Annotated in this window: 23 protein-coding genes; 15 read left to right on the top strand and 8 right to left on the bottom strand. The window is 54.7% G+C overall.

The genetic code is table 11. The features are described from left to right. Nucleotides 1-13: 13 nt before the first annotated feature. Entirely contained in the window at nucleotides 14-1294 is a 1281-nt protein-coding gene (locus tag ACHZB8_RS17885) for a penicillin-binding protein activator (protein ID WP_316862334.1), read from the bottom strand. A 357-nt stretch (nucleotides 1295-1651) separates the two neighbouring features. Between ACHZB8_RS17885 and rsmI the strand changes: the two genes are divergently transcribed. The 5 genes from rsmI to ACHZB8_RS17860 all read left to right on the top strand — a co-directional run bounded on the left by rsmI (nucleotide 1652) and on the right by ACHZB8_RS17860 (nucleotide 6029). Beyond that, entirely contained in the window at nucleotides 1652-2641 is a 990-nt protein-coding gene (gene rsmI, locus ACHZB8_RS17880) for a 16S rRNA (cytidine(1402)-2'-O)-methyltransferase (protein WP_316862312.1), read from the top strand. A 5-nt stretch (nucleotides 2642-2646) separates the two neighbouring features. Further along, nucleotides 2647-3060, top strand: a complete 414-nt coding sequence (locus tag ACHZB8_RS17875; RefSeq protein ID WP_316862310.1) for a YraN family protein — start codon at nucleotides 2647-2649, stop codon at nucleotides 3058-3060. A gap of 119 nt (nucleotides 3061-3179) precedes the next feature. Then, nucleotides 3180-4133 (top strand): glutathione synthase, encoded by a 954-nt coding sequence (gene gshB, locus ACHZB8_RS17870; protein WP_316862309.1) that lies wholly within the window; start codon nucleotides 3180-3182, stop codon nucleotides 4131-4133. A gap of 145 nt (nucleotides 4134-4278) precedes the next feature. Then, a complete protein-coding gene (locus ACHZB8_RS17865) occupies nucleotides 4279-5469 on the top strand; it encodes a cytochrome c peroxidase (protein ID WP_316862308.1) in 1191 nt (396 codons plus the stop codon). Nucleotides 5470-5531: 62 nt separating this feature from the next. After that, nucleotides 5532-6029 carry an isoprenylcysteine carboxylmethyltransferase family protein gene (locus tag ACHZB8_RS17860; RefSeq protein WP_316862306.1) on the top strand — a complete coding sequence of 166 codons (498 nt, stop codon included), beginning with the start codon at nucleotides 5532-5534 and terminating at the stop codon, nucleotides 6027-6029. Nucleotides 6030-6041: 12 nt separating this feature from the next. On the opposite strand, the gene ACHZB8_RS17855 is transcribed toward ACHZB8_RS17860, so the two are convergent. Further along, nucleotides 6042-6569 carry a methylated-DNA--[protein]-cysteine S-methyltransferase gene (locus ACHZB8_RS17855; protein ID WP_316862305.1) on the bottom strand — a complete coding sequence of 176 codons (528 nt, stop codon included), beginning with the start codon at nucleotides 6567-6569 and terminating at the stop codon, nucleotides 6042-6044. A gap of 180 nt (nucleotides 6570-6749) precedes the next feature. Between ACHZB8_RS17855 and ACHZB8_RS17850 the strand changes: the two genes are divergently transcribed. After that, nucleotides 6750-8276, top strand: coding sequence for a YifB family Mg chelatase-like AAA ATPase (locus ACHZB8_RS17850; RefSeq protein WP_316862333.1), 1527 nt, complete (start codon nucleotides 6750-6752; stop codon nucleotides 8274-8276). A 127-nt stretch (nucleotides 8277-8403) separates the two neighbouring features. Here the strand turns inward: ACHZB8_RS17850 and arfB are convergent, their stop codons facing one another. From arfB to ACHZB8_RS17835, 3 genes are all read right to left on the bottom strand, one after another. Then, nucleotides 8404-8832, bottom strand: a complete 429-nt coding sequence (gene arfB / locus ACHZB8_RS17845; RefSeq protein ID WP_316862303.1) for an alternative ribosome rescue aminoacyl-tRNA hydrolase ArfB — start codon at nucleotides 8830-8832, stop codon at nucleotides 8404-8406. Between the two features lie 116 nt (nucleotides 8833-8948). After that, a complete protein-coding gene (locus ACHZB8_RS17840; RefSeq protein WP_316862302.1) occupies nucleotides 8949-10418 on the bottom strand; it encodes an FAD-dependent oxidoreductase in 1470 nt (489 codons plus the stop codon). Between the two features lie 65 nt (nucleotides 10419-10483). After that, nucleotides 10484-11281 carry a TVP38/TMEM64 family protein gene (locus tag ACHZB8_RS17835; protein WP_316862301.1) on the bottom strand — a complete coding sequence of 266 codons (798 nt, stop codon included), beginning with the start codon at nucleotides 11279-11281 and terminating at the stop codon, nucleotides 10484-10486. A gap of 373 nt (nucleotides 11282-11654) precedes the next feature. Here ACHZB8_RS17835 and rpmH point away from each other — a divergent pair, with 373 nt between their 5' ends. From rpmH to argB, 6 genes are all read left to right on the top strand, one after another. Then, nucleotides 11655-11789: a 50S ribosomal protein L34 gene (gene rpmH, locus ACHZB8_RS17830; RefSeq protein WP_316862300.1), complete on the top strand. Its 135-nt coding sequence runs from the start codon at nucleotides 11655-11657 to the stop codon at nucleotides 11787-11789. 130 nt (nucleotides 11790-11919) lie between these two features. Beyond that, nucleotides 11920-12363, top strand: coding sequence for a ribonuclease P protein component (rnpA, locus tag ACHZB8_RS17825; protein ID WP_316862299.1), 444 nt, complete (start codon nucleotides 11920-11922; stop codon nucleotides 12361-12363). 228 nt (nucleotides 12364-12591) lie between these two features. Then, entirely contained in the window at nucleotides 12592-14406 is a 1815-nt protein-coding gene (yidC, locus tag ACHZB8_RS17820; protein ID WP_316862298.1) for a membrane protein insertase YidC, read from the top strand. A 320-nt stretch (nucleotides 14407-14726) separates the two neighbouring features. Beyond that, nucleotides 14727-15404: a CatB-related O-acetyltransferase gene (locus tag ACHZB8_RS17815; RefSeq protein WP_316862297.1), complete on the top strand. Its 678-nt coding sequence runs from the start codon at nucleotides 14727-14729 to the stop codon at nucleotides 15402-15404. A 79-nt stretch (nucleotides 15405-15483) separates the two neighbouring features. Beyond that, entirely contained in the window at nucleotides 15484-16203 is a 720-nt protein-coding gene (yihA, locus tag ACHZB8_RS17810) for a ribosome biogenesis GTP-binding protein YihA/YsxC (RefSeq protein ID WP_316862296.1), read from the top strand. A 131-nt stretch (nucleotides 16204-16334) separates the two neighbouring features. Further along, nucleotides 16335-17237, top strand: coding sequence for an acetylglutamate kinase (argB, locus tag ACHZB8_RS17805; protein WP_316862294.1), 903 nt, complete (start codon nucleotides 16335-16337; stop codon nucleotides 17235-17237). Between the two features lie 297 nt (nucleotides 17238-17534). Here the strand turns inward: argB and ACHZB8_RS17800 are convergent, their stop codons facing one another. From ACHZB8_RS17800 to ACHZB8_RS17790, 3 genes are read right to left on the bottom strand one after another with little or no spacing between them, the layout of a single operon-like run. Then, nucleotides 17535-18047, bottom strand: coding sequence for a GNAT family N-acetyltransferase (locus ACHZB8_RS17800; protein WP_316862293.1), 513 nt, complete (start codon nucleotides 18045-18047; stop codon nucleotides 17535-17537). A 10-nt stretch (nucleotides 18048-18057) separates the two neighbouring features. Beyond that, on the bottom strand, nucleotides 18058-18945 hold the full coding sequence (gene mutM, locus ACHZB8_RS17795; RefSeq protein ID WP_316862292.1) for a bifunctional DNA-formamidopyrimidine glycosylase/DNA-(apurinic or apyrimidinic site) lyase: 888 nt from the start codon (nucleotides 18943-18945) through the stop codon (nucleotides 18058-18060). 8 nt (nucleotides 18946-18953) lie between these two features. Continuing rightward, nucleotides 18954-20126: an aminotransferase class V-fold PLP-dependent enzyme gene (locus ACHZB8_RS17790; RefSeq protein WP_316862332.1), complete on the bottom strand. Its 1173-nt coding sequence runs from the start codon at nucleotides 20124-20126 to the stop codon at nucleotides 18954-18956. Between the two features lie 165 nt (nucleotides 20127-20291). Between ACHZB8_RS17790 and ubiE the strand changes: the two genes are divergently transcribed. Genes ubiE through coaBC form a run of 3 tightly spaced genes read left to right on the top strand, consistent with a single transcriptional unit; the run spans nucleotide 20292 to nucleotide 23920 of the window. Next, nucleotides 20292-21083 (top strand): bifunctional demethylmenaquinone methyltransferase/2-methoxy-6-polyprenyl-1,4-benzoquinol methylase UbiE, encoded by a 792-nt coding sequence (ubiE, locus tag ACHZB8_RS17785; protein WP_316862290.1) that lies wholly within the window; start codon nucleotides 20292-20294, stop codon nucleotides 21081-21083. Between the two features lie 28 nt (nucleotides 21084-21111). Next, nucleotides 21112-22701: a 2-polyprenylphenol 6-hydroxylase gene (gene ubiB, locus ACHZB8_RS17780; RefSeq protein ID WP_316862288.1), complete on the top strand. Its 1590-nt coding sequence runs from the start codon at nucleotides 21112-21114 to the stop codon at nucleotides 22699-22701. Between the two features lies 1 nt (nucleotide 22702). After that, nucleotides 22703-23920 (top strand): bifunctional phosphopantothenoylcysteine decarboxylase/phosphopantothenate--cysteine ligase CoaBC, encoded by a 1218-nt coding sequence (coaBC, locus tag ACHZB8_RS17775; RefSeq protein ID WP_316862287.1) that lies wholly within the window; start codon nucleotides 22703-22705, stop codon nucleotides 23918-23920. Nucleotides 23921-23925: the final 5 nt, after the last annotated feature.

Genomic DNA, 23925 nt, shown 5'->3' with positions numbered 1-23925 from the left:
TATGCCAGTTGACCTATTGCGGCAGGCCCGCAACGGACATGGGTGCATTGTCGACGATTTGAGCCGAACCTTTTGAAATTTGCATGATGGCAAGGCTGCGCTGGGATGTGCCATCGGCACGGAAGCGGAAATAGCCGTCTCCAAATCCGATGAAACCATTCGGGTCGGTCAGGATCTCCGGTGAGAAACGACGCTCGCCTGCCTGAGCAACAAGTGCGGCTGCCAATATCACGCTATCATAGGCCAGGGAGGCAACGCGTGGCGGCTGGGAGCCAAACTGAGCGCTATAGCGGGTTGCGAAAGTTTGGAACCCGATGGTGCGTCCGTCAAGATTCTGCAAGCTGCGCGGCGGAGCTGGATACCACGCACCTTCAAGCATGGGCTCGGCGGTGATGCTGGCCTGATCCCACTGGCTTGTGCCAAGGAATGTGACGTTTTTGTTCCGCACGCCCTGACCGGCCAACAATTGGGCGCTGTTAACGGCCGCAGCTGCCTCGGGTATGAAGACCATGTCGATCTGATCCTTGACCTTGGCAACTCCTTCAGCCGCTTGTTGCAATCCGAACGGATCAGGCTGGCTGCCGGACTTGTATTTCTCGATGGTCATGACACGAATGCCATAACGGGAAGCATATTGGCGCAAGGCTGCTTCAACCACATTGCCATAGGCATTGGTCGGAACCATTGCCGCCATGCTGCGCTTTCCTTGCGATGACGCATAGGACAGGATGCGTTCAACGTCATTTTCAGGTGAGAAGTTGATAAGATAGACACCCGGTGCGGCTGCGCCGGTATCCGTTGAAAAGGCAATCATGGGAACGCCAGCCGGTTTGGCCACTCTGCCTGCCTGTTTCACAGCATCGGATCGCAATGGTCCAATGATCAACTGAGCGCCTTCAGCGAGGGCCCGGCTTGCCTGTTGCGAAGCGGCCGTCGTTCCGGAGCCCACATCCTTGACGATCAACTGCAAGTCTGCCGAGCTGTAATCCTGCAAGGCCATGGCAGCCGCATTCCGGATTGCCTGTCCGGCCTGCCCCACGGCACCCGGGCCGGATGTTGGCGTCAGAAGAGCAACCCGAACTGTACCCGATCCAAGCACTTCTCCGGTTGGATCCGCGGCGGTGAGCGAATTGTTGATTGCTCCGTTCGGATCGCCAAAGCCGGACCCTGAAAATGTCGCTGGGTTACAGGCACCCAACAAGGCAGCTATGCCGAGCAAGCTGCCTAAGGTGGCTCGTCTGGTCAGTTTTCCCGACATCATTCGTGGTTGGGATGGCGAACGAAGAAAACGCATCACTTATTGGCCTCCTGGGTCAGACCGTGTGTTGTTGTGTCTTTTGCAACAGATATCATGTTTTCAATCTATGGCATCATATTCAGACGGTCCCGTAAAGGGTTACCAATGCACAAATGCAAAGTCTGAGTAAGAAATTGTGGTTGCATTTGATTCTCTGATTTCACAGATATAACCTGATCAAATAGGTTAGATTGAAACCGGATATATATATGGGTGACGTTTGGGCAAAACTGTGACCAATTTGTCGCGATTTTAGGCAAAAATACACATCAGGAAAGTTTGTTCGCAGTTTGTTATAAAAAATTTCCGATTTGTCGTCCTGTGCATCAAGAATCAAACAGCAATGGAATCAGCATGTCCGCCAATCAAGTGCCCAGTAACCAGGAACGATCGCCCGAGACGTCAGATACGCTTGATGAGCCTGTGCAGCAGAACCCTGCCGGCGCGGGTAGCTATATTCTCATGGGGCAGAAGCTGTCGTCCCCGAGTCTCTCCTCTGCGCTCTATATCGTTGCCACACCGATCGGAAATCTCAAGGATATCACTATTCGTGCCCTCGAATGTCTGGCATCCAGCGATCTGATTGCTTGCGAGGACACCCGTGTTTCAAGAAAGCTGCTAAGTCATTATGGCATCAATACCCGGCTGGTTGCCTATCATGAGCATAATGCGGACAAGCAGCGCCCCTATCTGCTCAGCGCCTTATCCGAAGGCAAGAGCGTTTGCCTTATCTCGGATGCCGGTACGCCGCTTTTGTCGGATCCGGGCTATCGGCTGGTTACTGACATGCTGGCAGAAGGGCATGATGTGGTTCCGGTTCCGGGTGCTTCTGCGATGCTGACCGGGCTGGTTGCCGCGGGCCTGCCAACCGATCAGATCCATTTCGCCGGTTTTCTGCCACAAAAGGCCGGGGCGCGGGATCGCAAGCTGTCAAGCCTTGCCGATGTTCCCGGAACCCTGATTTTCTATGAGAGTCCGCGTCGGCTTGGCGCCGTTCTGGCTGCTATGGTGCAAAACCTTGGAGGTGAGCGTGATGCGGTGATCGGGCGCGAGCTGACGAAACGCTTTGAGGAATTCCACCGCGGATCTCTGCAACAGTTGGCCGAGCATTATGCTGAGGCAGAGGCACCCAGGGGAGAGGCGGTCATCCTTTTGGGGCCGGCAGAAGAGCAACCCGCTGATGCACTTGATATCGACCAGATGATCATGGAGGGCCTGGAGGCGGGCCTGCATGTCAAGCAGCTTTCCGCCGACATCGCCAATCGAACTGGAGCCAAGAAGAACGAGATCTACAAAAAAGCACAGGATTTGAAAGATCAGCTTTCCGATAAGGGCAAAGGCTGATCACCATGATGAAGCCTGTTCAAAGCGATAAGGCCAGAAGGCGCAAGGATCTGCATCGCGCAGAGAGCTACGAAAGGGGCCTTCGTTGTGAGCGCTGGGCGGGCTGGCTGATGCGGGCCAAGGGCTTTGACATTTGTAAGAGGCGCTACAAGGCAAAGGGTGGTGAAATTGATCTTGTTTGCAGACAGGGAGATTTGCTGGTCTTTCTGGAAGTGAAATTTAGAGACCGGGCCGAGGATGCACTTTATTCGATTACAGCTCGAAACCAGTCTCGAATTGTCGCAGCTGCGACAGATTACATAGCTCATAACGAAGACGAAACAATTTCGACCTATCGATTTGACGTGATTGTTTTCGCCAATCGTCAAGGTTTGGTTCCGTTTTGGCAGCATATTGAATCCGCATTCGAGGCTTGCTGATCCGGCATGTCGGTTAATCTTGAAAAGTCTTGCAAAAGGCGACATATAGGCAGAACCTACATGCGCCCGAATTCATTAAGCAGGGCAATTTCATCAGATCGTTTAGCCGGAGAAGTGCCATGGCGAAATCCCGCAAGCTCAAAGTCGCGTTCCAGATGGACCATATCAAGGGCATCAATATTGCAGGGGATTCCACCTTTGCCATGATGCTCGAAGCACAAACGCGCGGTCATGAGATCCACCATTACACGGTTGACACCATGGCGATGGAAAATGGCAAGGTCTTCGCGACGGTCGAATCGGTTGAAGTGCGCGATGAAGTTGGCAATCACTTCACGCTTGGCGAACCGGTGCGCAGAAATCTGGCTGATTTTGATGTCATTCATATGCGTCAGGATCCGCCCTTCGACATGGGTTATATTTCAGCCACCCACATGCTGGAACGGATCCACCCAAAAACGCTGGTGGTCAATGATCCGGCCAGCGTACGCAATGCGCCGGAAAAGATTTTTGTCACCCATTTCCCCGATCTGATGCCGCCAACCATTATCACCCGCTCCGAAGCCGAATTGCTGGCCTTCAAGGAAAAACACGGCGAAATCGTCATGAAGCCGCTTTATGGCCATGGTGGTGCAGCAGTTTTCCGTCTTGGACGGGAAGATCCCAACTTTGGCTCGTTGGTTGCCCTGTTCGGCGACATTTTCCGCGAACCTTGGGTGGCCCAGAAATTCTTGCCAGATGTCAAGGATGGCGACAAACGCATCATTCTGGTGGATGGTGAACCCGCTGGCGCGGTCAACCGGATCCCGGCAGAGCATGATTTGCGCTCGAACATGGTGCGCGGTGGTGCTGCGGCCAAGACCGAACTCACCAAGCGCGAGAGGGAAATCTGTGCACGCATCGGTCCATCGCTGAAAGAAATGGGGTTCATTCTGGTCGGTATTGATGTCATCGGTGGCTATCTCACTGAAATCAATGTGACCTCGCCGACGGGAATTCGCTCGATCCAGAAACTGAGCGGTATCGATATCGCCGCGATGATCTGGGACAATATTGAGATGAAAAGACGCTAAGCGAATCCGCTCAGGCGCTTGACCTGTCCATAGACATTAGGTTAACTACATAATTCCACTTCCGAACGGACCAATTCGGGAGTGGATTGTTTTTTTTGACGTCTGGGGACCAGCCAGCCGTGTTCGCATTTGAAACGAGGGTGTCATGTTTCAGGCTAAAAGACTGCGGGCGTTGGCGTTGGGCCTTTCTCTTGCTCCATTTTCATCCATTGCCAATGCTGAAAATCTACCAGCACCAGCAGCAGACCTGACTACGCTGGAAGGTCTCGGGGCGACGCTCTTCTTTGATGAAAATCTGTCGAAAAACCGCAGTCAGGCCTGTGCGACCTGCCATTCGCCGGAGGCCGGTTTTGCCGATCCGCGTCCCAATGGGCTTGATGGCTTGCCCGGTCTTGCCGCTTCCCTTGGAGATGATGAGAAATCGGTGGGTGATCGTAATGCACCAACGGCATCCTATGCCGCTTTTTCTCCGCGCTTTCACAAAAACGATGAAGGGCTCTTTGTTGGGGGTCAGTTCCACGACGGTCGCGCTGCGGACCTCGAAGAACAGGCAGGCGGACCTCCGCTCAACCCGATCGAAATGGGTATGCCGGACAAGGCGTCCGTCATTGCGCGCCTGCGGGAAAACGAAGACTATGAAAAAGGCTTCAAGCTGCTGTTTGGTCAAGATATCTTTGCCGATGCAGATCGCGCCTACGAGGCCATGACGAAGGCCATTGCAGCCTTTGAGCGGACGGAGTTTTTCAGCCCCTTTGATTCTCGTTATGATCGCTATTTGCGTGGCGAGGTTGCGTTTACCAACGAAGAGGAATTGGGGCGCACGCTGTTTTTCTCCCAGCAATTCACCAATTGCAATCTCTGCCACCAATTGCATAAGCGCCCCGGTGCCGAACGGGAAACCTTCACAAACTACCAGTATTTCAATATCGGCGTGCCAGCGCACACCGCTTTGCGTGAGGCCAACGGATCTGCCAAGGATTTCGTCGACCAGGGTATCCTTGAAAACAACACGAGCGTGAAAGACAAGCTCTGGGCCGGAAAATTCAAGACCAGCACTCTGCGCAATGTCGCGGTGACCGGACCCTATATGCATAATGGCGTGTTTGAGGATCTCGAAACCGTCGTTCGCTTCTACAACAAATACAATTCCAGAGCCAAGAGCGCCCAGATCAATCCTGAAACCGGAAAGCCCTGGGGTGAGCCGGAAGTGGCAGCTACGCTTGATATGGAAAAATTGACGCAGGGACCCGCGCTGGATGAAAGGCGGATCAAGGCGTTGGTTGCTTTCATGAAGACACTGACAGACGCGCGCTACGAATATTTGCTTGACGATTAGGGCCCCTGATCCTATGGCAGACCGGATCATGCAAGGGTCGACAAAGCCGGGGAGAATCGGGAATGACGAGCGAACAGAAAGACGTCACGTCCATAGGGGTTCGTATTGCCGCTATCCCGCCATTGATATTTGTTCTTTTGACCATAGTGGCGGGCCTGTTGGAATGGTTTGTTTTTCGCGAGATCAAGCTGCTTGCTTTCATTCCCTTCTGGTGGCGTGTGGCGCTTGGTTTGCTGATCGGATCTTTCTCGGCCATCATCATGCTTTGGCCCTGGGTTTATTTCCTCTATGTCGGCACCTCTGTGAACCCGACCGTATCCGCATCAAGACTGGTCACCAATGGCGCTTTTCGGCTGAGCCGTAACCCGATGTATGTTGGATTTGTAGCCGTGTTTGTTTCATGGGCTGTGCTGTTCGACAGCGTTCCGTTGCTGATCGCGGCGGGTTTGATGTTTCTCTATCTGGATCGCTTCGTCATCAAGCTTGAAGAGCGACAGATGCTTGAGCTGTTCGGCTCCGAATTTGAAACCTATTGCAACAGGGTGCGGCGTTGGCTTTGACCAGGCCTGGTTTCAAAAGGAAAATCCCAGTTGATCCGGGCTGTGCACTTGACTGGGGGAAATTCCTTCATGCTCAAGCAGCCAGATCTTTGTCTCCAGCCCTCCTCCAAACCCCACAAGGGAGCCATCGGCCCCGATGACCCTGTGGCAGGGGACGATGATCGGTATTGGATTGACGTGATTGGCCATGCCGACCGCTTGCGCTCCGAGCGGTTTGCCGACCATGCGCGCAATATCTCCATAAGAGCGTACCGAGCCGAAAGGAATGGTCTGCAAAGCCTTCCAGACCGCCAGTTGGAAGGGCGATCCTTGAAGATCGAACCGGACGGTGAAGCGGCGCAAACTCCCACCAAAATAGCCATCCAGCTCTGAGCGAACAGCATCAAATGATGCGTCATTCCTGATCCAGTCCGTTCCCGGTTTGGCCTTCTTTCCCTCTTTTGTGAAGGTGAGGGAAAGAAGGCGCCCGTTCGCCTCGCTCAACAGAAGCGGACCGATTGGGCTCTCGTGATAGCAGAAATGGCGGATGTCCATGGTCATGACGGTATGCGCTCATTGATCAAATAACCAAGAACATACGCGATCCCCTGTGCAGAGACAAGAATTTGTTCGCCTAATGTTCTTGTCATGCAACCTTTGGCAGCGTAAGGTTGTTATTTGGATGGGATCACGCAAAACGCGTTCATTTCGCATGATGATATATTGATTAAGGGGTTGATGATGGTCACCCATGTTCAAACGGTTTCTTTTCAGGGTATTGCCGCAAGGCCCGTGGACGTGCAGGTGCATCTGGCCTCGGGCCTGCCCGCCTTTACGATTGTCGGATTGCCGGACAAGGCGGTCGCCGAAAGCCGGGAGAGGGTGCGCGCCGCCCTGTCCGCCTCCGGGCTGTCTTTGCCGCCAAAGCGGATCACCATCAATCTGGCTCCGGCCGATCTTCCCAAGGAAGGAAGCCATTTCGATCTGCCCATCGCTCTTGGTCTGATGGCCGCGATTGACGCCATTCCGTCCGATTGCCTCGATGACTATACAATCCTGGGCGAATTGGCCCTTGATGGGAGACTTGCTCCGGTGGTTGGGGTTCTGCCTGCCGCCATGGCCGCCAATGGAGAAGCCCGCGGCCTTATCTGTCCGGCCGACTGTGGCGCCGAAGCAGCCTGGGCGGATGCAGATATGGATATTCTGGCCCCGGACAGCCTCATTGCGCTTGCCAATCATTTCAAGGGCAGTCAGGTTCTCTCGCGTCCGCATGCTTCGATTCGGAGCCAAAATGAATTGCCACTGGACCTGAGAGATATCAAGGGGCAGGAGCTGGCAAAGCGAGCGCTGGAAGTGACCGCGGCTGGCGGCCACAACATGCTGATGGTTGGCCCTCCGGGCTCTGGCAAGTCGATGCTTGCCCAGCGGCTGCCAACCATCTTGCCGCCCCTGACACCAGCCGAATTGCTCGACGTATCCATGATTCATTCCATCGCGGGCCTGTTGCCACAAGGCCAGCTTTCCGACGAGCGCCCTTTTCGTGCGCCGCATCATTCCGCATCCATGGCCGCTATGGTCGGTGGCGGAATGCGTGCCAAACCCGGAGAAGCGGCCCTGGCCCATAATGGCATCCTGTTTCTTGATGAGTTGCCTGAATTTTCTCCTCAGGTGCTGGATAGCCTGCGCCAGCCAATCGAAAGTGGTGAGGCCGTGATTGCCCGCGCCAACCACCGTGTGACCTATCCTTCCCGTTTCCAGCTGATCGCGGCGATGAATCCCTGTCGATGTGGCCATGCTGGCGAGCCGGGATATAGCTGCAAGCGCGGGCCGCGTTGCGCGGCCGATTATCAGGCCCGGATATCCGGACCCCTGCTTGACCGCTTTGACTTGCGCATCGAGGTTCCCGCTGTTTCGGCTTCGGATTTGATGCTACCAGCCGCAAAGGAAGGGTCCAGAGAAGTGGGTGCCCGCGTGATGGCGGCAAGGCAATGTCAGCGCGAAAGGTTTCTTTCTCTGGGGCTACCCAATATCAACACCAATGCCCAATGTCCGGCGAGCCTCATCGAGCGCATTTGCGTGCCGGGTCCTGAGGCTCGAACATTGTTGGCCCATGCGGCTGAAGCCATGAAACTGTCAGCACGTGGATATCATCGCATCTTGAAAGTGGCCCGAACCCTTGCCGATCTTGCCGGACGGGATCAGCCGGAAAGCGAAGAGATTGCCGAAGCCCTTGGCTATCGCGTGTCCACCCCTTCACTCGTCATGTGATATGGGAGAAGAAGAGCTGGGAGGGAGGTTCGTCGCCTGAATTGGACGCATGTCCTGGCAGTTGCCCCTGCCGCATGATCAGCGTGACAAGAAAAAGAAGGAGTTTGTTCGGGAATCGAATCGGCTCTCAATCGTAATCTTTGGACGAACGCAGTTTCTTGATAGCGCCCCGCTTCGATTTGCTGTCTAGCCGTCTCTTTTTACTCGCTTTTGTCGGCTTGGTGGCAATGCGGCGCTTGGGTCGATAGGTTGCCTTGCTGATCAGGGCCACGAGCCGCTCGATGGCTTCTTCCCGGTTCCTGGCCTGAGTGCGATGGGTCTGCACCTGCATGACCAGTTCGCCCTCCTGGGTCATCAGATGCGCAGCCTGTCTCTTCAGATTGTGTTTTACATAGGCGGGCAGGGAAGGTGAGTTGACAACGTCAAACCGTAATTCGACAGCCGTCGAGACCTTGTTGACATTCTGGCCACCCGGACCGGACGCACGGATGAACCGTTCCTGCAATTCTTCAGGATCAAGTTCAAGACCATCTTTGATGGGAATCGGTTCCGACATGATACAGATTATCCCGCGCGAAAAGGGGTGAAAAAACGAACATGCCCCTTCTAGAGCCAAAACCCGGATGTGTGAAGCCTCTTTAGACCGTCAGTGATTGTTTGAACCCTTCCCGTTCAGCGGAATTTCTTCAGGTAAGAGATGACTTTTCGCACACTGGGCTTGGCTGGCAGATCCATATAATTGGAAATGGCGGCGCGACGACCGATCTCGGAATAGGTCGGATAGGGCGAGAGAAAGCCGGTGACTGCCTTGATCGGCATTTTCTGGGAAATGATCAAGGACCACATATTGATGATTTCCCCTGCATTGGCACCCACCACCGAAGCGCCGATGACAATCCCTTTCTTGTTGAGGATCACCTTGATGAAGCCGGTGGTTTTTCTCTCCGCCTGCGCCCGGTCATTCTCCCCATATGGCCAGCGCAAAATGCGGATAGCCTTGAATTTCTGTTGAGCTGCCTCTTCGGAATAGCCGACCTGCGCCATTTCCGGATCGGTAAAGGTTACTTGCGGAATGATGCCTTCCTTCATCTTGCCGCCAAAGCGGAAAAGAATCGAGCGCACCACAAGCGAGGCATGATAGCTGGCAACATGGGTGAATTGCGGCCCGCCAAGTACGTCTCCTATGGCATAGACCCGCCGGTTGCTGGTCCTGAGCGACTGATTGACCCGGATTCCATGCGCATCAAAACGAATTTTTCCATCCTCGAGCCCCAGACCTTCCATATTCGGCTTGCGCCCCGTGGCAACAAGCAAATGGCTTGCCTCGATCACTTCAACCACGTCATTGGACGTCTCTTCGCTCGCGCTGAGGGAGACGTGAATCTTCGCCCCGTGGGGATGGAGATCGGGATCGTCTGGTCTCTCGATCTTGAGGACTTTTACACCCTCCTTGATGTCAACACCTTCCCGGCGCAATTGATCGACCACCAGAGAGGACATTTCCGGATCATCGCGCCCCAACACATGATAGGCTTCAAGGACACTCACCTCGGCACCAAGACGCCTTTGGGCCTGAGCCAGTTCCATGCCAATCGGTCCACCGCCCAGTATGACCAGTTTGTCGGGCCGGGAGGTGAGGGAAAAGAAAGTCTCGTTGGTCAGATATTTCACATCTGACAGGCCTTCAATCTCGGGCAACCGAGGCGAGGAGCCCGTTGCGATGACAAAGGCACGGGCCTTGATTTCGGTTTCGCCGTCAGCGGTCACGACCGTTTTGGGATCCTTGAACCTGCCTGCCTTCTGAATGACGGTGACACCCAGCCCTTCAAAACGGGCAACCGAATCATTGGGCGCAATCGCTGCCATTACCGAATGGACATGGTCATGAACGGCTTGATAGTCGATCCGGGGTTCAACCGAGCAGACGCCGAACTGGTTTGCCTGGCGCATTGCCTGGGCCTGTTTGGCCGATGCGATCAACGCCTTGGACGGCACGCAGCCGAAATTGAGGCAATCCCCTCCCATCGCGCCTTTTTCAAGCAAAACCACCTTCTCACCGAAAGCGGCAGCCACGGCTGCGACGGTAAGGCCACCTGATCCGGCCCCTATTACGCATATGTCTGCTTGAATCTGATCAGTCATGGCAATTCCTGCTCGTAAATGAAATTTCTATATATCTATGTATTGCGTCAGTTTTCCGGACATTTTCAAGCGGATTCTCGTTCTTTGCGAGAATTTCTGATGGCCTTCAGAATCGGTGGAATAAGTGCGAAAACACCCATCGCGACAAAGGCCAGGATCAACTCTCCGGTTATCAGGGATCCGGTATCGATCGCCAACTGGCAATCGGGTTGGGTCACGCAGCCCGGATTGTGCCTGATCTGTGCTTCAATGACACTGTCCAGACCCGAGCCGACGAGCGCAAAGGCAAAGGTTCCGGGCAGAATTCCGATAAGGGTTGCCAGCAGATAGACAGGGAGGCGAACCTTGAACAGGGCAGGGACTATATTGATCAGCCAAAAGGGAAAAACCGGCACCAGTCGCAAAAACAGCAAATAGTGGAAAGCATCTTGCCGGAAACCTTCGGTGAAACGGTCTGCAAAGCTGCCCGCGCTCGCGCGCAAGGCACCCCCCAAGGCAGACCGTGCCGCAAGAAAGACCAGACCCGCGCCCAATGTTGCCGCAAGGACAGTCAGAACACCACCGATCATCCAGCCGAAAAGCAGCCCGCCAGCGATGGTCAGAAAGGATGCGCCCGGAAAGGACAAGGCAACGGCAACGGCATAGACAAGGCCATAGGTCGACAAGGCCAGCCAAAAGTGTTCCGACACGTGAGACATCAATAGCTCGCGGTTTTTCACAAGTTCATCAAGGCTGAAATAATTGTGCCAGCCTTGCGAGAATCCTGTGGCCATGAGCAGGCCAAGCAGGAGCAGCCCGCCCCACCTCTTGAGCATCACAAGCAGCCGGTTTGGTTGGCCGCATGCACGTGTCTGGTCTGTCATCTGGCGTGATCCTGACGGAAAGATAGAGAAAAGTCTTGATCTCAGTATAATGGCAATTTCTCCATTTGTGAGGGCGCTCACCGTCATTTGATCGGCGGTTGAGCAAAGCTCACGCTCTGGTGAAACCTGTCTGGAAAGAGTTGAAAGTGCCGTGATCTGTCCCCCGAAAGGGGGTCTGAAATGGAATGAGGCTGGATCCGATCAAAATTTGGCGTTTTTTCACGCTCGGAGATTGACTCCTAGCCCGCATCTCCGTATAAGCCGATCCAAGTATATCAGGATTGCGAAAAAGCGTCTCGTTCGAGGCGCTTCTTTTTACCGCCCTGATAAGAAGTGAAAATTAAAAAGGAGCCGCGCAAGCGGTGTAAAGCCCATGAAACGGACTTATCAGCCAAGCCGACTGGTGCGCAAGCGCCGCCACGGCTTCCGGGCTCGCATGGCAACCAAGAATGGCCGTCTGGTCTTGGCACGTCGTCGGGCAAAAGGACGCAAGCGCCTGTCTGCTTAAGGTAATTTGCACAACCGCCAGAATTTAGGCCGATAGGGCTTCAAATCTGGCGGTTTTGCATGTCTGGGACCTCTTCACGGCAAGCGGACATCCGGACATGCGCAAACTACAGCGCTTTAAGGGGGGCGGCATGCTTCGATTGAAAAAGCGCAGCGAATTTTTGGCCGCGGCCAAGGGGGCTCGACTCTCCCGCCGCGGTTTTGTGCTTCAGGCCATCCGTCGCAAGCCTCAAGATGACGATTCTGCCCGGATCGGTTTTACGGTGACCAAGAAAGTCGGCAATGCCGTGGTTCGCAACAGGATCAAGCGCCGTTTACGCGAAGTGGCAAGACTTTTGGGACCCGATCATCTGCAAACCGGTTGGGATTATGTCATGATCGGACGCTCTGGAGCCTTGCATCTGGCCTTTGATTCTCTTTGTGATGATTTCAAAGGCTGTGTTTCGGACATTGCAGCCGGCAAAAGCGAAGGACCTTGGCGCAAGAAGGCCAATTTTCGCAAACCGGCGAAGAAGGGCGGGAAATCAGACAGGCCCGTGGATCGCAATGGTCGAGATTCGCAAAAGAGTAACTGATTTTGTGTATCCCTTGGATCACGATTCGCGGCCGGTTGAGTGGCCGAACAGGATTGCAGGCATCATTCGGATATCGAGGCTGATTGAATGCAGGCCATCATAATTTGAACAAGACACTTGACGCAGCCGTTCTGAGCCGCCAAGTGCAACACCAGAGAAGGGCTTGCCAGTCCGCGACCGAGTAAGAGCAAGGCAAGTTCGCTACATCAGATGGGATGAAGAAAGTCGATGGAAAATAATCGCAATCTCTTCCTTGCCATTGCCCTGTCTTTCATCGTGTTGTTGGGTTGGCAATATTTCGTCGCCGGGCCACGGATGGAAGCGGAACGGCTTCGGCAGGAACAACTTGCCGATCAACAGGCAACGCAGACAGACGCCGCAGGCCAGACCGGGCAACAGACGAGCACGGCCCCGACCGCACCTGGCGCCGCTCAGGCAACGGCTCAAGGCTCTGGTGCCGTACCACTTTCAAGCGAAGCGGTTCTGGCAAAGTCGGCTCGCATAGACATCGATACACCCAAGCTGACCGGATCGCTCAATCTGACCGGTGCCCGCATTGATGATCTCAAGCTCAAGGACTATCGCGAGACATTGGACGATGACAGCCCGATGATCACGCTTCTGTCCCCTTCCGGCACCGCCAAGCCCTACTACGCAGAATTCGGTTGGGTTTCCGGCTCCGGCGACATCGCCCTGCCGGGGACAAACACCGTTTGGACGGCTCCCGAAGGCTCCAAGCTGACCATGCAAACGCCTCTGGTTCTGAGCTGGGACAACGGAGCTGGTCTGAAATTCACGCGCACCATCTCCGTCGACGAGAATTATCTCTTCACCGTCGAGCAAAAGGTGGACAATACCGCAGATGCTGCCGTTGCTCTTTATCCCTACGGTCTGGTTTCGCGCCATGGCGATGTCAAGACCTCGGGTCTGTATATCCTGCATGAAGGCCTTCTTGGTGTTGCAGGTGATGAAGGGTTGCAGGAAGTCGATTACAAGGATCTGAAAGAAGATCCTCTGGTTCAGCCTGAAAAATCAAAACAGGGCTGGGTCGGCATTACGGATAAATATTGGGCAACCGCAATCATTCCGCCACAGAATACCAGCTTCCAGCCGTCTTTCCGCTATAGCGAGATTGCTGGCAAACCTGCCTACCAGACCGATTATCTGGGTGATGCCGTTGGTGTGGCTGCCGGGTCAAGTGCCAGCTACAAGGCATTCCTGTTTGCCGGTGCAAAGGAAGTTGCAACCCTCAAGGAAGTGCAGACCAAGACCGAAGCTCTTCATTTCGATCTGATGATCGACTGGGGTTGGTTCTACTTCATCACCAAACCGATGTTCTGGGCGATCGATGGCCTTTATGGTCTGATCGGCAACTTCGGTATTGCCATTCTGCTGATCACCGTCATTGTGAAACTGATCTTCTTCCCGCTGGCCAACAAGTCTTATGCTTCCATGTCGAAAATGAAGCTGCTCCAGCCGAAAATGGAAGAGATCAAGAAGAATTTCGGCGATGACAAACAGGCTCAGCAACAGGCGATCATGAAGCTCTATCAGGAAGAAAAGGTCAATCCGCTGGCCGGATGTCTTCCGATGGTCATTCAGATCCCGGTTTTCTTCTCGCTCTATAAGGTGCTCTATACCACCATCGAAATGCGCCATGCGCCATTCTTTGGCTGGATTCAGGATTTGTCTGCGCCGGATCCGACCAACTTTTTCACCCTGTTTGGTCTGGTTCCCTGGGATACACCGGCCTTTCTGGCAATCGGCATCTGGCCTTTGATCATGGGTATTACCATGTTCGTTCAGATGAAGCTGAACCCGACGCCTCCGGATCCGACCCAGAAAATGATCTTCACCTGGATGCCGATCATGTTCACCTTCATGCTGGCGCGCATGCCTGCCGGTCTGGTGATCTATTGGGCCTGGAACAACTCGCTCTCGATTCTGCAACAGGCTGCAATCATGAAGCGCCACGGCACCAAGATCGAGATCTGGCAGAATATCAAGGACACTTTCTCGCGAAAGCCAGCCAGCAGTGACTAGCAAAGTCCGAATATGATCACGACAAGGGCAGCCTTCGAGCTGCCCTTTTTGTTGCGCAGATGTCACGATGCCAGCAGAAGCGTGTCCGACCAGCCCGCTCATCTGGACCCCGAAACAGGATGTGATAGGCTCGCCAGATCTTGCCCATCAACGCGATCAAGAGTGAAACAGGACGATGAACAACTGACCACAGCAAATCCTGCAAACCAGTTTTTTATGGATTGATCCTTTGCCGGAAGGCCAGAAGGAGAGGAATCCCGCTGGTTGATTTGCTGCTCGCTTCCCTGTCATTTTTCCAACTCAGCGAATAGGTCAGACACATGCAAGATCCTATCCTTACGCATCCCGATCCGAACAATCCCTATCCAATCCCTGCATTTAAACGCACGGTTTTCCTCAAGCCGCTGGTAACCAACCCACTGATCGAAGTGGGCGACTTCACCTATTATGACGACCCGGATAGTCCGGAGTTGTTCGAGCAGAAAAATGTGCTCTATCAGTATGACTTTCTGGGTGATCGTCTGATTATCGGCAAATTCTGTGCTTTGGCCACGGGTGCCACCTTCATCATGAACGGAGCCAACCACGATATGCGCGGTATATCATGCTATCCATTTGGCATCATGGGTGGCGGCTGGGGCGAGGGCTTTGACATCGAGGCATTCAAGTCCCTGTCCCGTGGCGATACGATCATCGGCCATGACGTCTGGATCGGACGCAAGGCGACTGTCATGCCCGGCGTCAAGATCGGCTCCGGTGCAATCATCGGTTCTGGCGCGATGGTCGCGAGCGATGTTCCCGCCTATTCGATTTTTGCGGGCAATCCGGCTCGCCAGATTCGTATGCGGTTTGATGAAGCCACGATTGAGGAGCTTCTGACCCTTGCTTGGTGGGATTGGCCAATAGAATGCATCAACAAGCACCGGCTTGCAATTCAAGGAGCCGATATCGAAGCCTTGAGACGGGCCGCAAAAGAGTCAAATCACGACTTGGTTTGACAGCGCTGCGAAATCTGCTTGAATGAAATGAAAAGGCAGGCTACCAAGGCCTGCCCTTTCTTACCTCAGGACCATCATCATGACGACCGAGCAGAACCAGACCGACCTTTCCTCTCAAAACGAGACTGAAGACAGCCTCGCGGCTCTCGTCGGGGATGACGAGCTGGATCCGTCTCTGGTCGAAAAGGGTCGGCTTTTGTTCGCTCAGGCCTGGGATTTCATGTGGGGAACAAAATTCTTCCACCAGCTTCCCCCGATTGAGGGCGTGGAAATCGCCTTTGCCGGTCGCTCCAATGTGGGCAAGTCATCGCTTCTCAATGCCATCACCGGACGCAAGGCTCTGGCCCGTACGTCCAACACGCCGGGGCGCACCAAGGAGCTCAATTTCTTCAGGCCCGAAAGCAACCCGACACTGGTAATTTGCGATATGCCCGGATACGGCTATGCCAAGGCTTCCAAGGCCGAGGTTGCTGCCTGGAATGCACTCATTCTCGATTATTTGCGCGGGCGTCCCAATTTGCGTCGTGTCTATATTCTGATCGATAGCCGACACGGGCTCAAGTCTAATGACATCGAGGTCATGGGAACTCTCGACAAGGCGGCAGTGAATTATCAGGTGGTGTTGACCAAGGTTGACAAGACCAAGCTCAAGGACCTGAAAAAGGTCATCGAGACGGTGCAACTGGGTCTCAAAAAACGCCCTGCCGCTCATCCCGAAGTCTTGCTCACCTCCTCGGAAAAGAAAATCGGCATCAAGCGCCTTCGCGCCGAAATGTTGTTGCTTTCCGAGGGACAGTGAGGGCAATTTGCCGCACAATATTTCAAAACTCTTGACAATATCAGCATATCCCTTTGGCATTCTTGCGTTGCTGCGCAAGAGGCGTTATAGAGCTGAGCAGTTTGCAATTTGACAGAGTGATGAGTAGCTACATGTCTGATCAACCAGCCGTTTCGAGCAATCCCGCCAACCGCGCCAAGACTATTTCCGAAGCGCTTCCCTTCATGCAGCGATATGATGGCCAGTCTGTTGTGGTCAAATATGGTGGCCATGCCATGGGAGACGCTGAGCTGGGACAGGCTTTTGCGCGTGATATCGTTCTGCTCAAGCAGGCCGGCGTGAAGCCGGTGGTGGTGCATGGTGGCGGTCCTCAGATCAAGTCGATGCTCGACAAGCTTGGCATCAAGTCAGAATTCAAGGGTGGCCTGCGCGTCACCGATGCCCACACGGTTGAAGTGGTTGAAATGGTCCTTGCCGGATCAATCAACAAGTCCATTGTTCGCAATATCAACGCAGAGGGTGGACGGGCCATTGGCCTGTGTGGCAAGGATGGCAATCTTGTGCAGGCCGAAAAGCTGACCCGTTCCATTCGCGACCCTGACAGCAAGATCGAGGAAATCATTGATCTGGGATTTGTCGGTGAGCCAAAAACGGTTGATCGCTCGGTGCTTGATATCGTCGCCAAGGATGCTCTCATTCCGGTCATAGCGCCGGTTGCCCCTGGCGTCGATGGCCAGACCTACAACATCAATGCGGACACATTTGCCGGAGCGATTGCCGGTGCCGTCAATGCCAAACGCCTGCTGTTCCTGACCGATGTTCCCGGTGTTCTCGACAAGGATGGCAAGCTGATCAAGCAGCTGACTATCAAGCAGGCCCATGCCCTTATCGCCGACGGCACCATTTCCGGTGGCATGATCCCGAAAGTCGAAACCTGTATCGATGCGCTCAACAAAGGCGTGGAAGGCGTCGTCATTCTGGATGGCAAGGTCCCACATGCGGTGCTTCTCGAGCTTTTCACCGAAGGCGGTGCTGGCACCTTGCTTGTTCACTGAGCAAGAATTGGACCTGAGAGACAGAAAGAACGAAGGGGAGCCAGGCAGCTTCCCTTTTTCGTATTGGGCCAGATCAGATGCCCGCCGGTCAGCTCGATGACATAACGACCGCATTCTCCGACACCACTTCACGTTTCGCTGCCAATCCAGCCTCTTGCAACGGGTCAAGAAAGATGTGAGATGAAGTGCAAAAAGAGCAAATCAGCGATCTTCATCCCTCTTTCAGACCGGCAAACCGGTTTTTGACGAATGGTGATCAAATAGGCTTCAAAGGCTTTTGGGGCACGGAATTGTGAATCAGGTCCCTTTTCCGAGGCGTGTAGCCATCTGATTTGGTAAGGGCTTTTCCAAGTCGATCTTCTCGAGCATTCGATCAAGGATGGGATCATATCGTTCGCCGCGCCACACTTCAGAATATCCAAGATGGACATACAGATCATGAGCGCGGACATTGCCCACGGCAACCGAGAGCCTTGAAGCCTCGAAGCCCTTTGTGCGGATGCTGTCCTCCAAAGCATGGAGAAGCGCTGTTCCAACGCCTTTTCCCTCATGCTCAGGAGATACCCAAAGATCGCTGATAGAGTTGTCAGAAGTCTCTGACGCGCCAAGTCCGGCCACAATACCGTTCAATTCTCCGACGAGAATGCCTGCTCCTTGTTGCTCAAGAAATGGGAAGAACGGATTGCAGCGCTCAAATCTGTCAATAATGGCTTGTGAGACAAGAGGGCCGATCCCTTGGTGCCAGGCCCTTAGGCCAAGCTCGGCAAGGGCCGGAATGTCATCGCTGCGAGCCGGTCTTACAAGGATCATGTCCGGGCTCCTACTTCTGGCATGTCGGGCAATAGAAGGTCGAGCGTCCACCTTGAGTGATGCGCGCTATGATGCCAGAACAGCTTTCTTTCGGGCACGGGTCGCCCTCCCGGTCATAGACTTTGAAACGATGCTGAAAATAGCCAAGGCTGCCATCGGCGCGCGTGTGATCCCGCAAGGTCGAGCCACCCGCTTCAATGGCCTCGGCAATCGTCGCCCGGATCTGCTCGGTTAGCAGGGTGAGCTTTGCCGAGGGGAGCCCGCGTTTGGTAACGAGTGTCCCTGAGGCTCGTTTCGGATCCAAACCGGATCTGTGAAGGGCCTCGCAGACATAGATATTGCCAAGTCCGGCGATGATATGCTGATCCAGCAGGGCGGATTTGAGTGGCGTTTTCTTGCCGGCAAATTTAGCCGCCAGATATTCGGGGCTGAGAGCATTGCCAACAGGTTCAGCCCCCAGTTTGGCAAAATAGGGATGCTCGTTAATGTCCTTGCGTGCAATGAGATCAAAAAAGCCGAAACGGCGCGGGTCATTGTAAAGAATGGACGCGCCAGAGTTCAGATGCAGCACAACATGATCATGCTCGGGGCGTTTGCCGCGGGCCAGATGAAAGGCCTCGTCGGCAATCAGGTGCTGTTCGTCCTTGAGCACGACACGGAACGATCCCGACATGCCCAGATGCATGACCAGCACCCAGCCATCATCAAGATCGGCCAGCAGATATTTCGCACGTCTTCCAAGCGAGACGACCTGATGTCCCGCCAGCCGCTCCGCCATCTGATCGGGGAAATCGAAGCGCAGGTTTTTGCGTCTGATTTCTGCCCGCTCAATGCGCGCGCCTTCCAGCACCGGCTGTAGGCCGCGTCTTACGGTTTCCACCTCTGGCAATTCAGGCATGGCAATCCTCAGAGTTGCGACTTGAGTGCCACAATGAGCGCATCAAGATCCGCTTCATTGTTGAAATAATGCGGTGCCGCCCGGAACATCTCGCGCAGATTGCGATATTCGGCATCAAGTCTGGTGCTGTCGGGGCTTGACGCTCCGATGGTAATTCCCTTGTCTCGCAAAGCCGTGACCGTGGAATGAGGATCAAGACCGTCAATCGTGAAACTGACAATGGCGCATTGCTTTGCCCCGAGGTCCAGTACTTTGGCACCCTCAAGCTCACTAATCCGGGCGCGCAGCGTATCGGCGAGCATTGTGGCTCGTTCCTCGATGGCCTCGATCCCCAGCGCCATGGCATAATCGCAAGCCACCTTCAGCCCGGCCCGCAAGGCGTAGCTGTTTTCCCAATTCTCGAAACGGCGTGCGTCATCGCGCAAGGCATAGCTGTCTGTCGTGACCCAAGGGGCGGCAAAATGATCGATCATGATGGGCTCGAGCTTTTGCAGCCAGCTGTCCCTGATATAAAGAAAACCCGTGCCGCGCGGCCCGCGCAGGAATTTACGTCCCGTTGCCGACAGAAAATCGCAGTTGAGCGCTTCGACATCAACGGGCATTTGCCCCACCGCCTGACAGGCATCAAGCAGGAAAGGTACGCCCGCCTTTTTTGCAATGGCCCCCACCTCTGCCGCCGGATTGACGAGCCCGCCATTGGTGGGCACCCAGGTGATGGTGACGAGCGCCGTCCGGTCGGTGATCATGCGTTCAAGCGCCTGGACATCCAGCGCACCGCTTTCGTCATTGGGCACCACATCGATTTCGATGCCATCCCGTTTCTGTCTTTGCAGATAGGCGACATAATTGGCCGCATATTCGGCCTGACAGGTAATGACGCGATCTCCGGCTTTGAGGGGTAGGGCATAGAAGGCCTGACACCAGGCTGCCGTGGCATTTTCCAACAGAGCGATTTCGTGGCGTCTGGCTCCGATCAATCGTGCAACGCTGTCATAGGTGGCATCAAGCATGGCGTCCTCTGCCTTGTGCGCCTCATAGCCTCCGATCTGCGCTTCGAGATCCAGATGGTGCTTGACCGCATCGATCACCGGCTGGGGAGCCAGCGCCGAGCCGCAGGCCAAAAGGTGAATTCCATGTTTCAGACCGGGGGTTTCTGCTCTGATTCTCTCGATATCCATCAGTCGTTCCTTGGGCAAATCGGAAAGGGGAGGGCTAGCCTAGCAATGGATTGGACGCAACTCAAGAAATGCGCAACCCAAACATGGCAATTGCCAAAAATATGAGCTATTGTCCGGCGCAAAAGGTTGGAATGCCGCTCACGGGAAGCGGTCTACAGGAAAGATTTCATGGCGGCTCACAATACAGATCGCACGGAGAATGTGGTGGACATGGCGACGTCCTTCGGCTTCGAACAGGTCCGCGAAGGCGAAAAGCAGCCTTTGGTCAACAAGGTCTTTCATCAGGTGGCAGACCGCTATGATGTCATGAATGATCTGATGAGCGGCGGTATGCACAGGCTCTGGAAAGATGCCTTTGTGGCCTGGCTCAATCCGCCGCAACGCCCATCGACGCCCTTCAAACTGCTCGATGTGGCCGGGGGAACCGGCGATATCTCCTTCCGGGTGGTTGAACGGTCTCATCGCAATGCCCACTGCACTGTGTTTGATATCAATGGATCCATGCTTTCGGTTGGCAAGGATCGGGCACGAGAAAAGGGTCTGCTCGACAATCTTGAATTTGTCGAGGGCAATGCCGAAGAGCTGCCCTTTGAAGACAAGAGCTTTGACGCCTATACCATCGCTTACGGTATTCGCAATGTGCCGCGTATCGACAAGGCCTTGTCGGAAGCCTACCGGGTGCTCAAGCGTGGTGGCCGCTTCATGTGTCTTGAATTTTCCAATGTCGACATGCCGGGCCTCGACAAGGCCTATGATGCCTTTTCCTTCAATGCGATCCCGAAAATCGGCGACTTTGTCACCGGTGACGCAGAAAGCTATGAATATCTGGTGGAATCGATCCGCAAGTTCCCCAACAAGGCGCGTTTCAGGATGATGATCGAGGATGCCGGTTTCCAGCAGGTTTCCTATCGCAACATGACAGGTGGCATCACCGCCATGCATTCGGGCTGGAAATTGTAAGGAAGAAGGCAAGGGACAGGGCAATAACATGATCGGTGCGTCATCTGCATTTTTCCGCCTGATGAAAACGGGGCTGACCTTGGCGCGCGAGGGCGTCTTTTCCATTGTCGAGCCGCCTGCGGATCTGCCGCTTGCGCCAAGACTGGCGATTTCTCTTCTCAGGCTCCTTGAGCGGCGTGGTGTCTCCGCCCGCAACAAGGGCGAACGCCTGAGCGCGGCCCTTAACAAACTCGGACCGTCTTATGTCAAGATGGGGCAGTTTCTTGCCACAAGGCCGGATCTGATTGGCAAGGAACTGGCTGAGGCCCTCACGAGTTTGCAAGACCGAGTCCCCGCCTTTGACATGGCGGCGGCCAGAAAAGCCATCAGGGACGCATTGGGCAAAGATGTCGAAGAGCTGTTTGACAGCTTTTCCGAACCTGTCGCCGCCGCGTCGATTGCTCAGGTTCACAAGGCGTCTTTCATCGATAGCCAGGGGCAAGTCCGGCTTGTTGCGGTCAAGATTCTGCGTCCGAAAATTGCCCAGCGCTTTCATGATGATCTGGCCAGCTTCTATCTTGCCGCCCGTCTCATCGAGGCAATTCACGTCCCCTCTCGCCGCTTGAAGCCGGTGGGGGTGGTCGATACCCTTGCCCAATCCATTCGCCTTGAGATGGACTTCCGCCTTGAAGCTGCGGCTCTCAGCGAAATGGGTGAGAATTGCACGACTGATGAGGACTTCCGCGTTCCAACCGTCTATTGGGAAAAGTCGGCCAAGTCGGTCATGACCATGGAATGGATCGACGGCATCAAGCTCACCGACATCGAAGCCTTGCGAGCGTCCGGTCATGATCTCAGTGCGCTTGGGCGTTGTGTCATTCAGACCTTCCTCAATCACGCACTTCGCGACGGCTTTTTTCATGCCGACATGCATCCGGGCAACCTGTTTCTTGGCACGGATGGAAAGCTGATTGCGGTTGATTTCGGTATCATGGGTCGACTTGGCCTCAAGGAACAGCGCTTTCTTGCTGAAATTCTCTATGGCTTCATTGTGCGTGATTACCGTCGGGTCAGCCAGATTCATTTCGAAGCAGGCTATGTGCCTTCCACTCAGGATGTCGACACATTCGCTCAGGCCCTGCGGTCCATCGGGGAGCCCATTCATGGGCGGGCCTCTTCCGAGATTTCCATGGCGGGCATTCTCAGCCAGCTGTTCGAATTTACCGAAGTGTTTGGCATGGCAACCCGGACCGAGTTGATTCTGCTGCAAAAGACCATGGTAGTTGCCGAAGGCGTGGCCCGAATGCTAGACCCAGAGCTCAATCTTTGGAACACCTCCGAGCCTGTGGTAAAGGCCTGGATGGAGAAGAATCTCGGGCCCCTTGCCAAGGCAAAGGAAGTGGCGGGAGGCCTTACCTCTTTGGCTACCCTGTCTGCGCAACTGCCTGAAATGGCGCGGCGGGCGGAGCGGCTGTCCGAGAGTTTCGACACGATGGGACGTGACGGATTGCGGTTGGACGCGGAAACCGTTGAAGCGATTGGCAAGGTTGAAGCCAGAGGCAATCGATCAGGTCGCCTTGTCCTTTGGGTCATTGCCATTGCCCTCTGCGCCATAGCCATAAAGATCTGGAGTTACTGAAATGCTTGCCAACAAACGGGTTCTGCTGGTCATTTCCGGCGGCATCGCTGCTTTCAAGGCGATTGATCTCATTCGCTTGCTGCTAAAAAGCGGGGCCAGCGTCAAGGTGATCATGACCAAGGCGGCGACCGAATTTGTCTCGCCTCTGACCATTTCGACGCTGACCGGGGAGAGTGTTCTCACCGAACTGTTTGACCTGACGCGCGAAAGCGAGATCGGTCATATCGAATTGTCCCGCGATGCCGATCTGGTGGTGGTGGCTCCGGCCACGGCCAATCTGATCGCCAAAATGGCCAATGGCATCGCAGACGACCTTGCCAGCACTACATTGCTGGCAACTGACAAGCCCGTACTGGTCGCTCCGGCGATGAATGTTCGTATGTGGTATCACCCCGCAACCCAGCGCAATCTGGCAACACTCAAAGGTGACGGACACCATTTTGTCGGACCTGACAGCGGCATGATGGCCTGCAATGAAGAAGGGCCGGGTCGGTTGAGCGAACCGGAAGAGATTTTCAAGGCAATCGAAAACCTGCTTGAGCCCGTTCCCGGACCACTTGCAGGCAAACATATTCTTATCACTGCCGGACCAACCCATGAGCCGATCGATCCGGTGCGCTATATTGCCAATCGCTCTTCGGGCAAGCAGGGTTATGCTCTGGCAGCGGCAGCAAGAGCCGCAGGGGCAAAGGTTACGCTCGTCTCTGGCCCTGTTACGCTCGACCCGCCAGCAGGTGTTACACTTGTGCCTGTCGAGACCGCGAAAGACATGCTCGAAGCGGTCAGCAATCATCTGCCCTCCGATGTGGCAATCATGGCCGCGGCCGTTGCCGATTGGCGCGTGGCAAATCAGGGTGCCGAAAAGATCAAGAAACAGCCAGACGGTTCCTTGCCGCAACTGGATTTTGCCGAAAATCCCGATATCGCGCAATTTGTCGGCACGCACCCGGAGCTTCGCCCAAAACTCGTCATTGGATTCGCTGCCGAAACGCAGGATCTGGAGGCCAATGCCTCAAGAAAACTGACGAAAAAGGGAGCGGACTGGATCATCGCCAATGACGTGTCACCAGAAACCGGTATTATGGGTGGCGATCACAATATGATCCGGATTGTTCGCAAGGATGGTATTGAGGCTTGGCAGGACATGTCCAAGGACGACGTTGCCAGGCGCCTGATCTCCCGTATTGCTGAAACACTGGATGAGCCAATCAAGGTCTGATTGTA

Source organism: uncultured Cohaesibacter sp., assembly GCF_963556055.3.
GTDB lineage: Bacteria > Pseudomonadota > Alphaproteobacteria > Rhizobiales > Cohaesibacteraceae > Cohaesibacter.
Note: the sequence above shows the minus strand (reverse complement) of the source record. Positions and strands in the feature narration are given on the sequence as shown.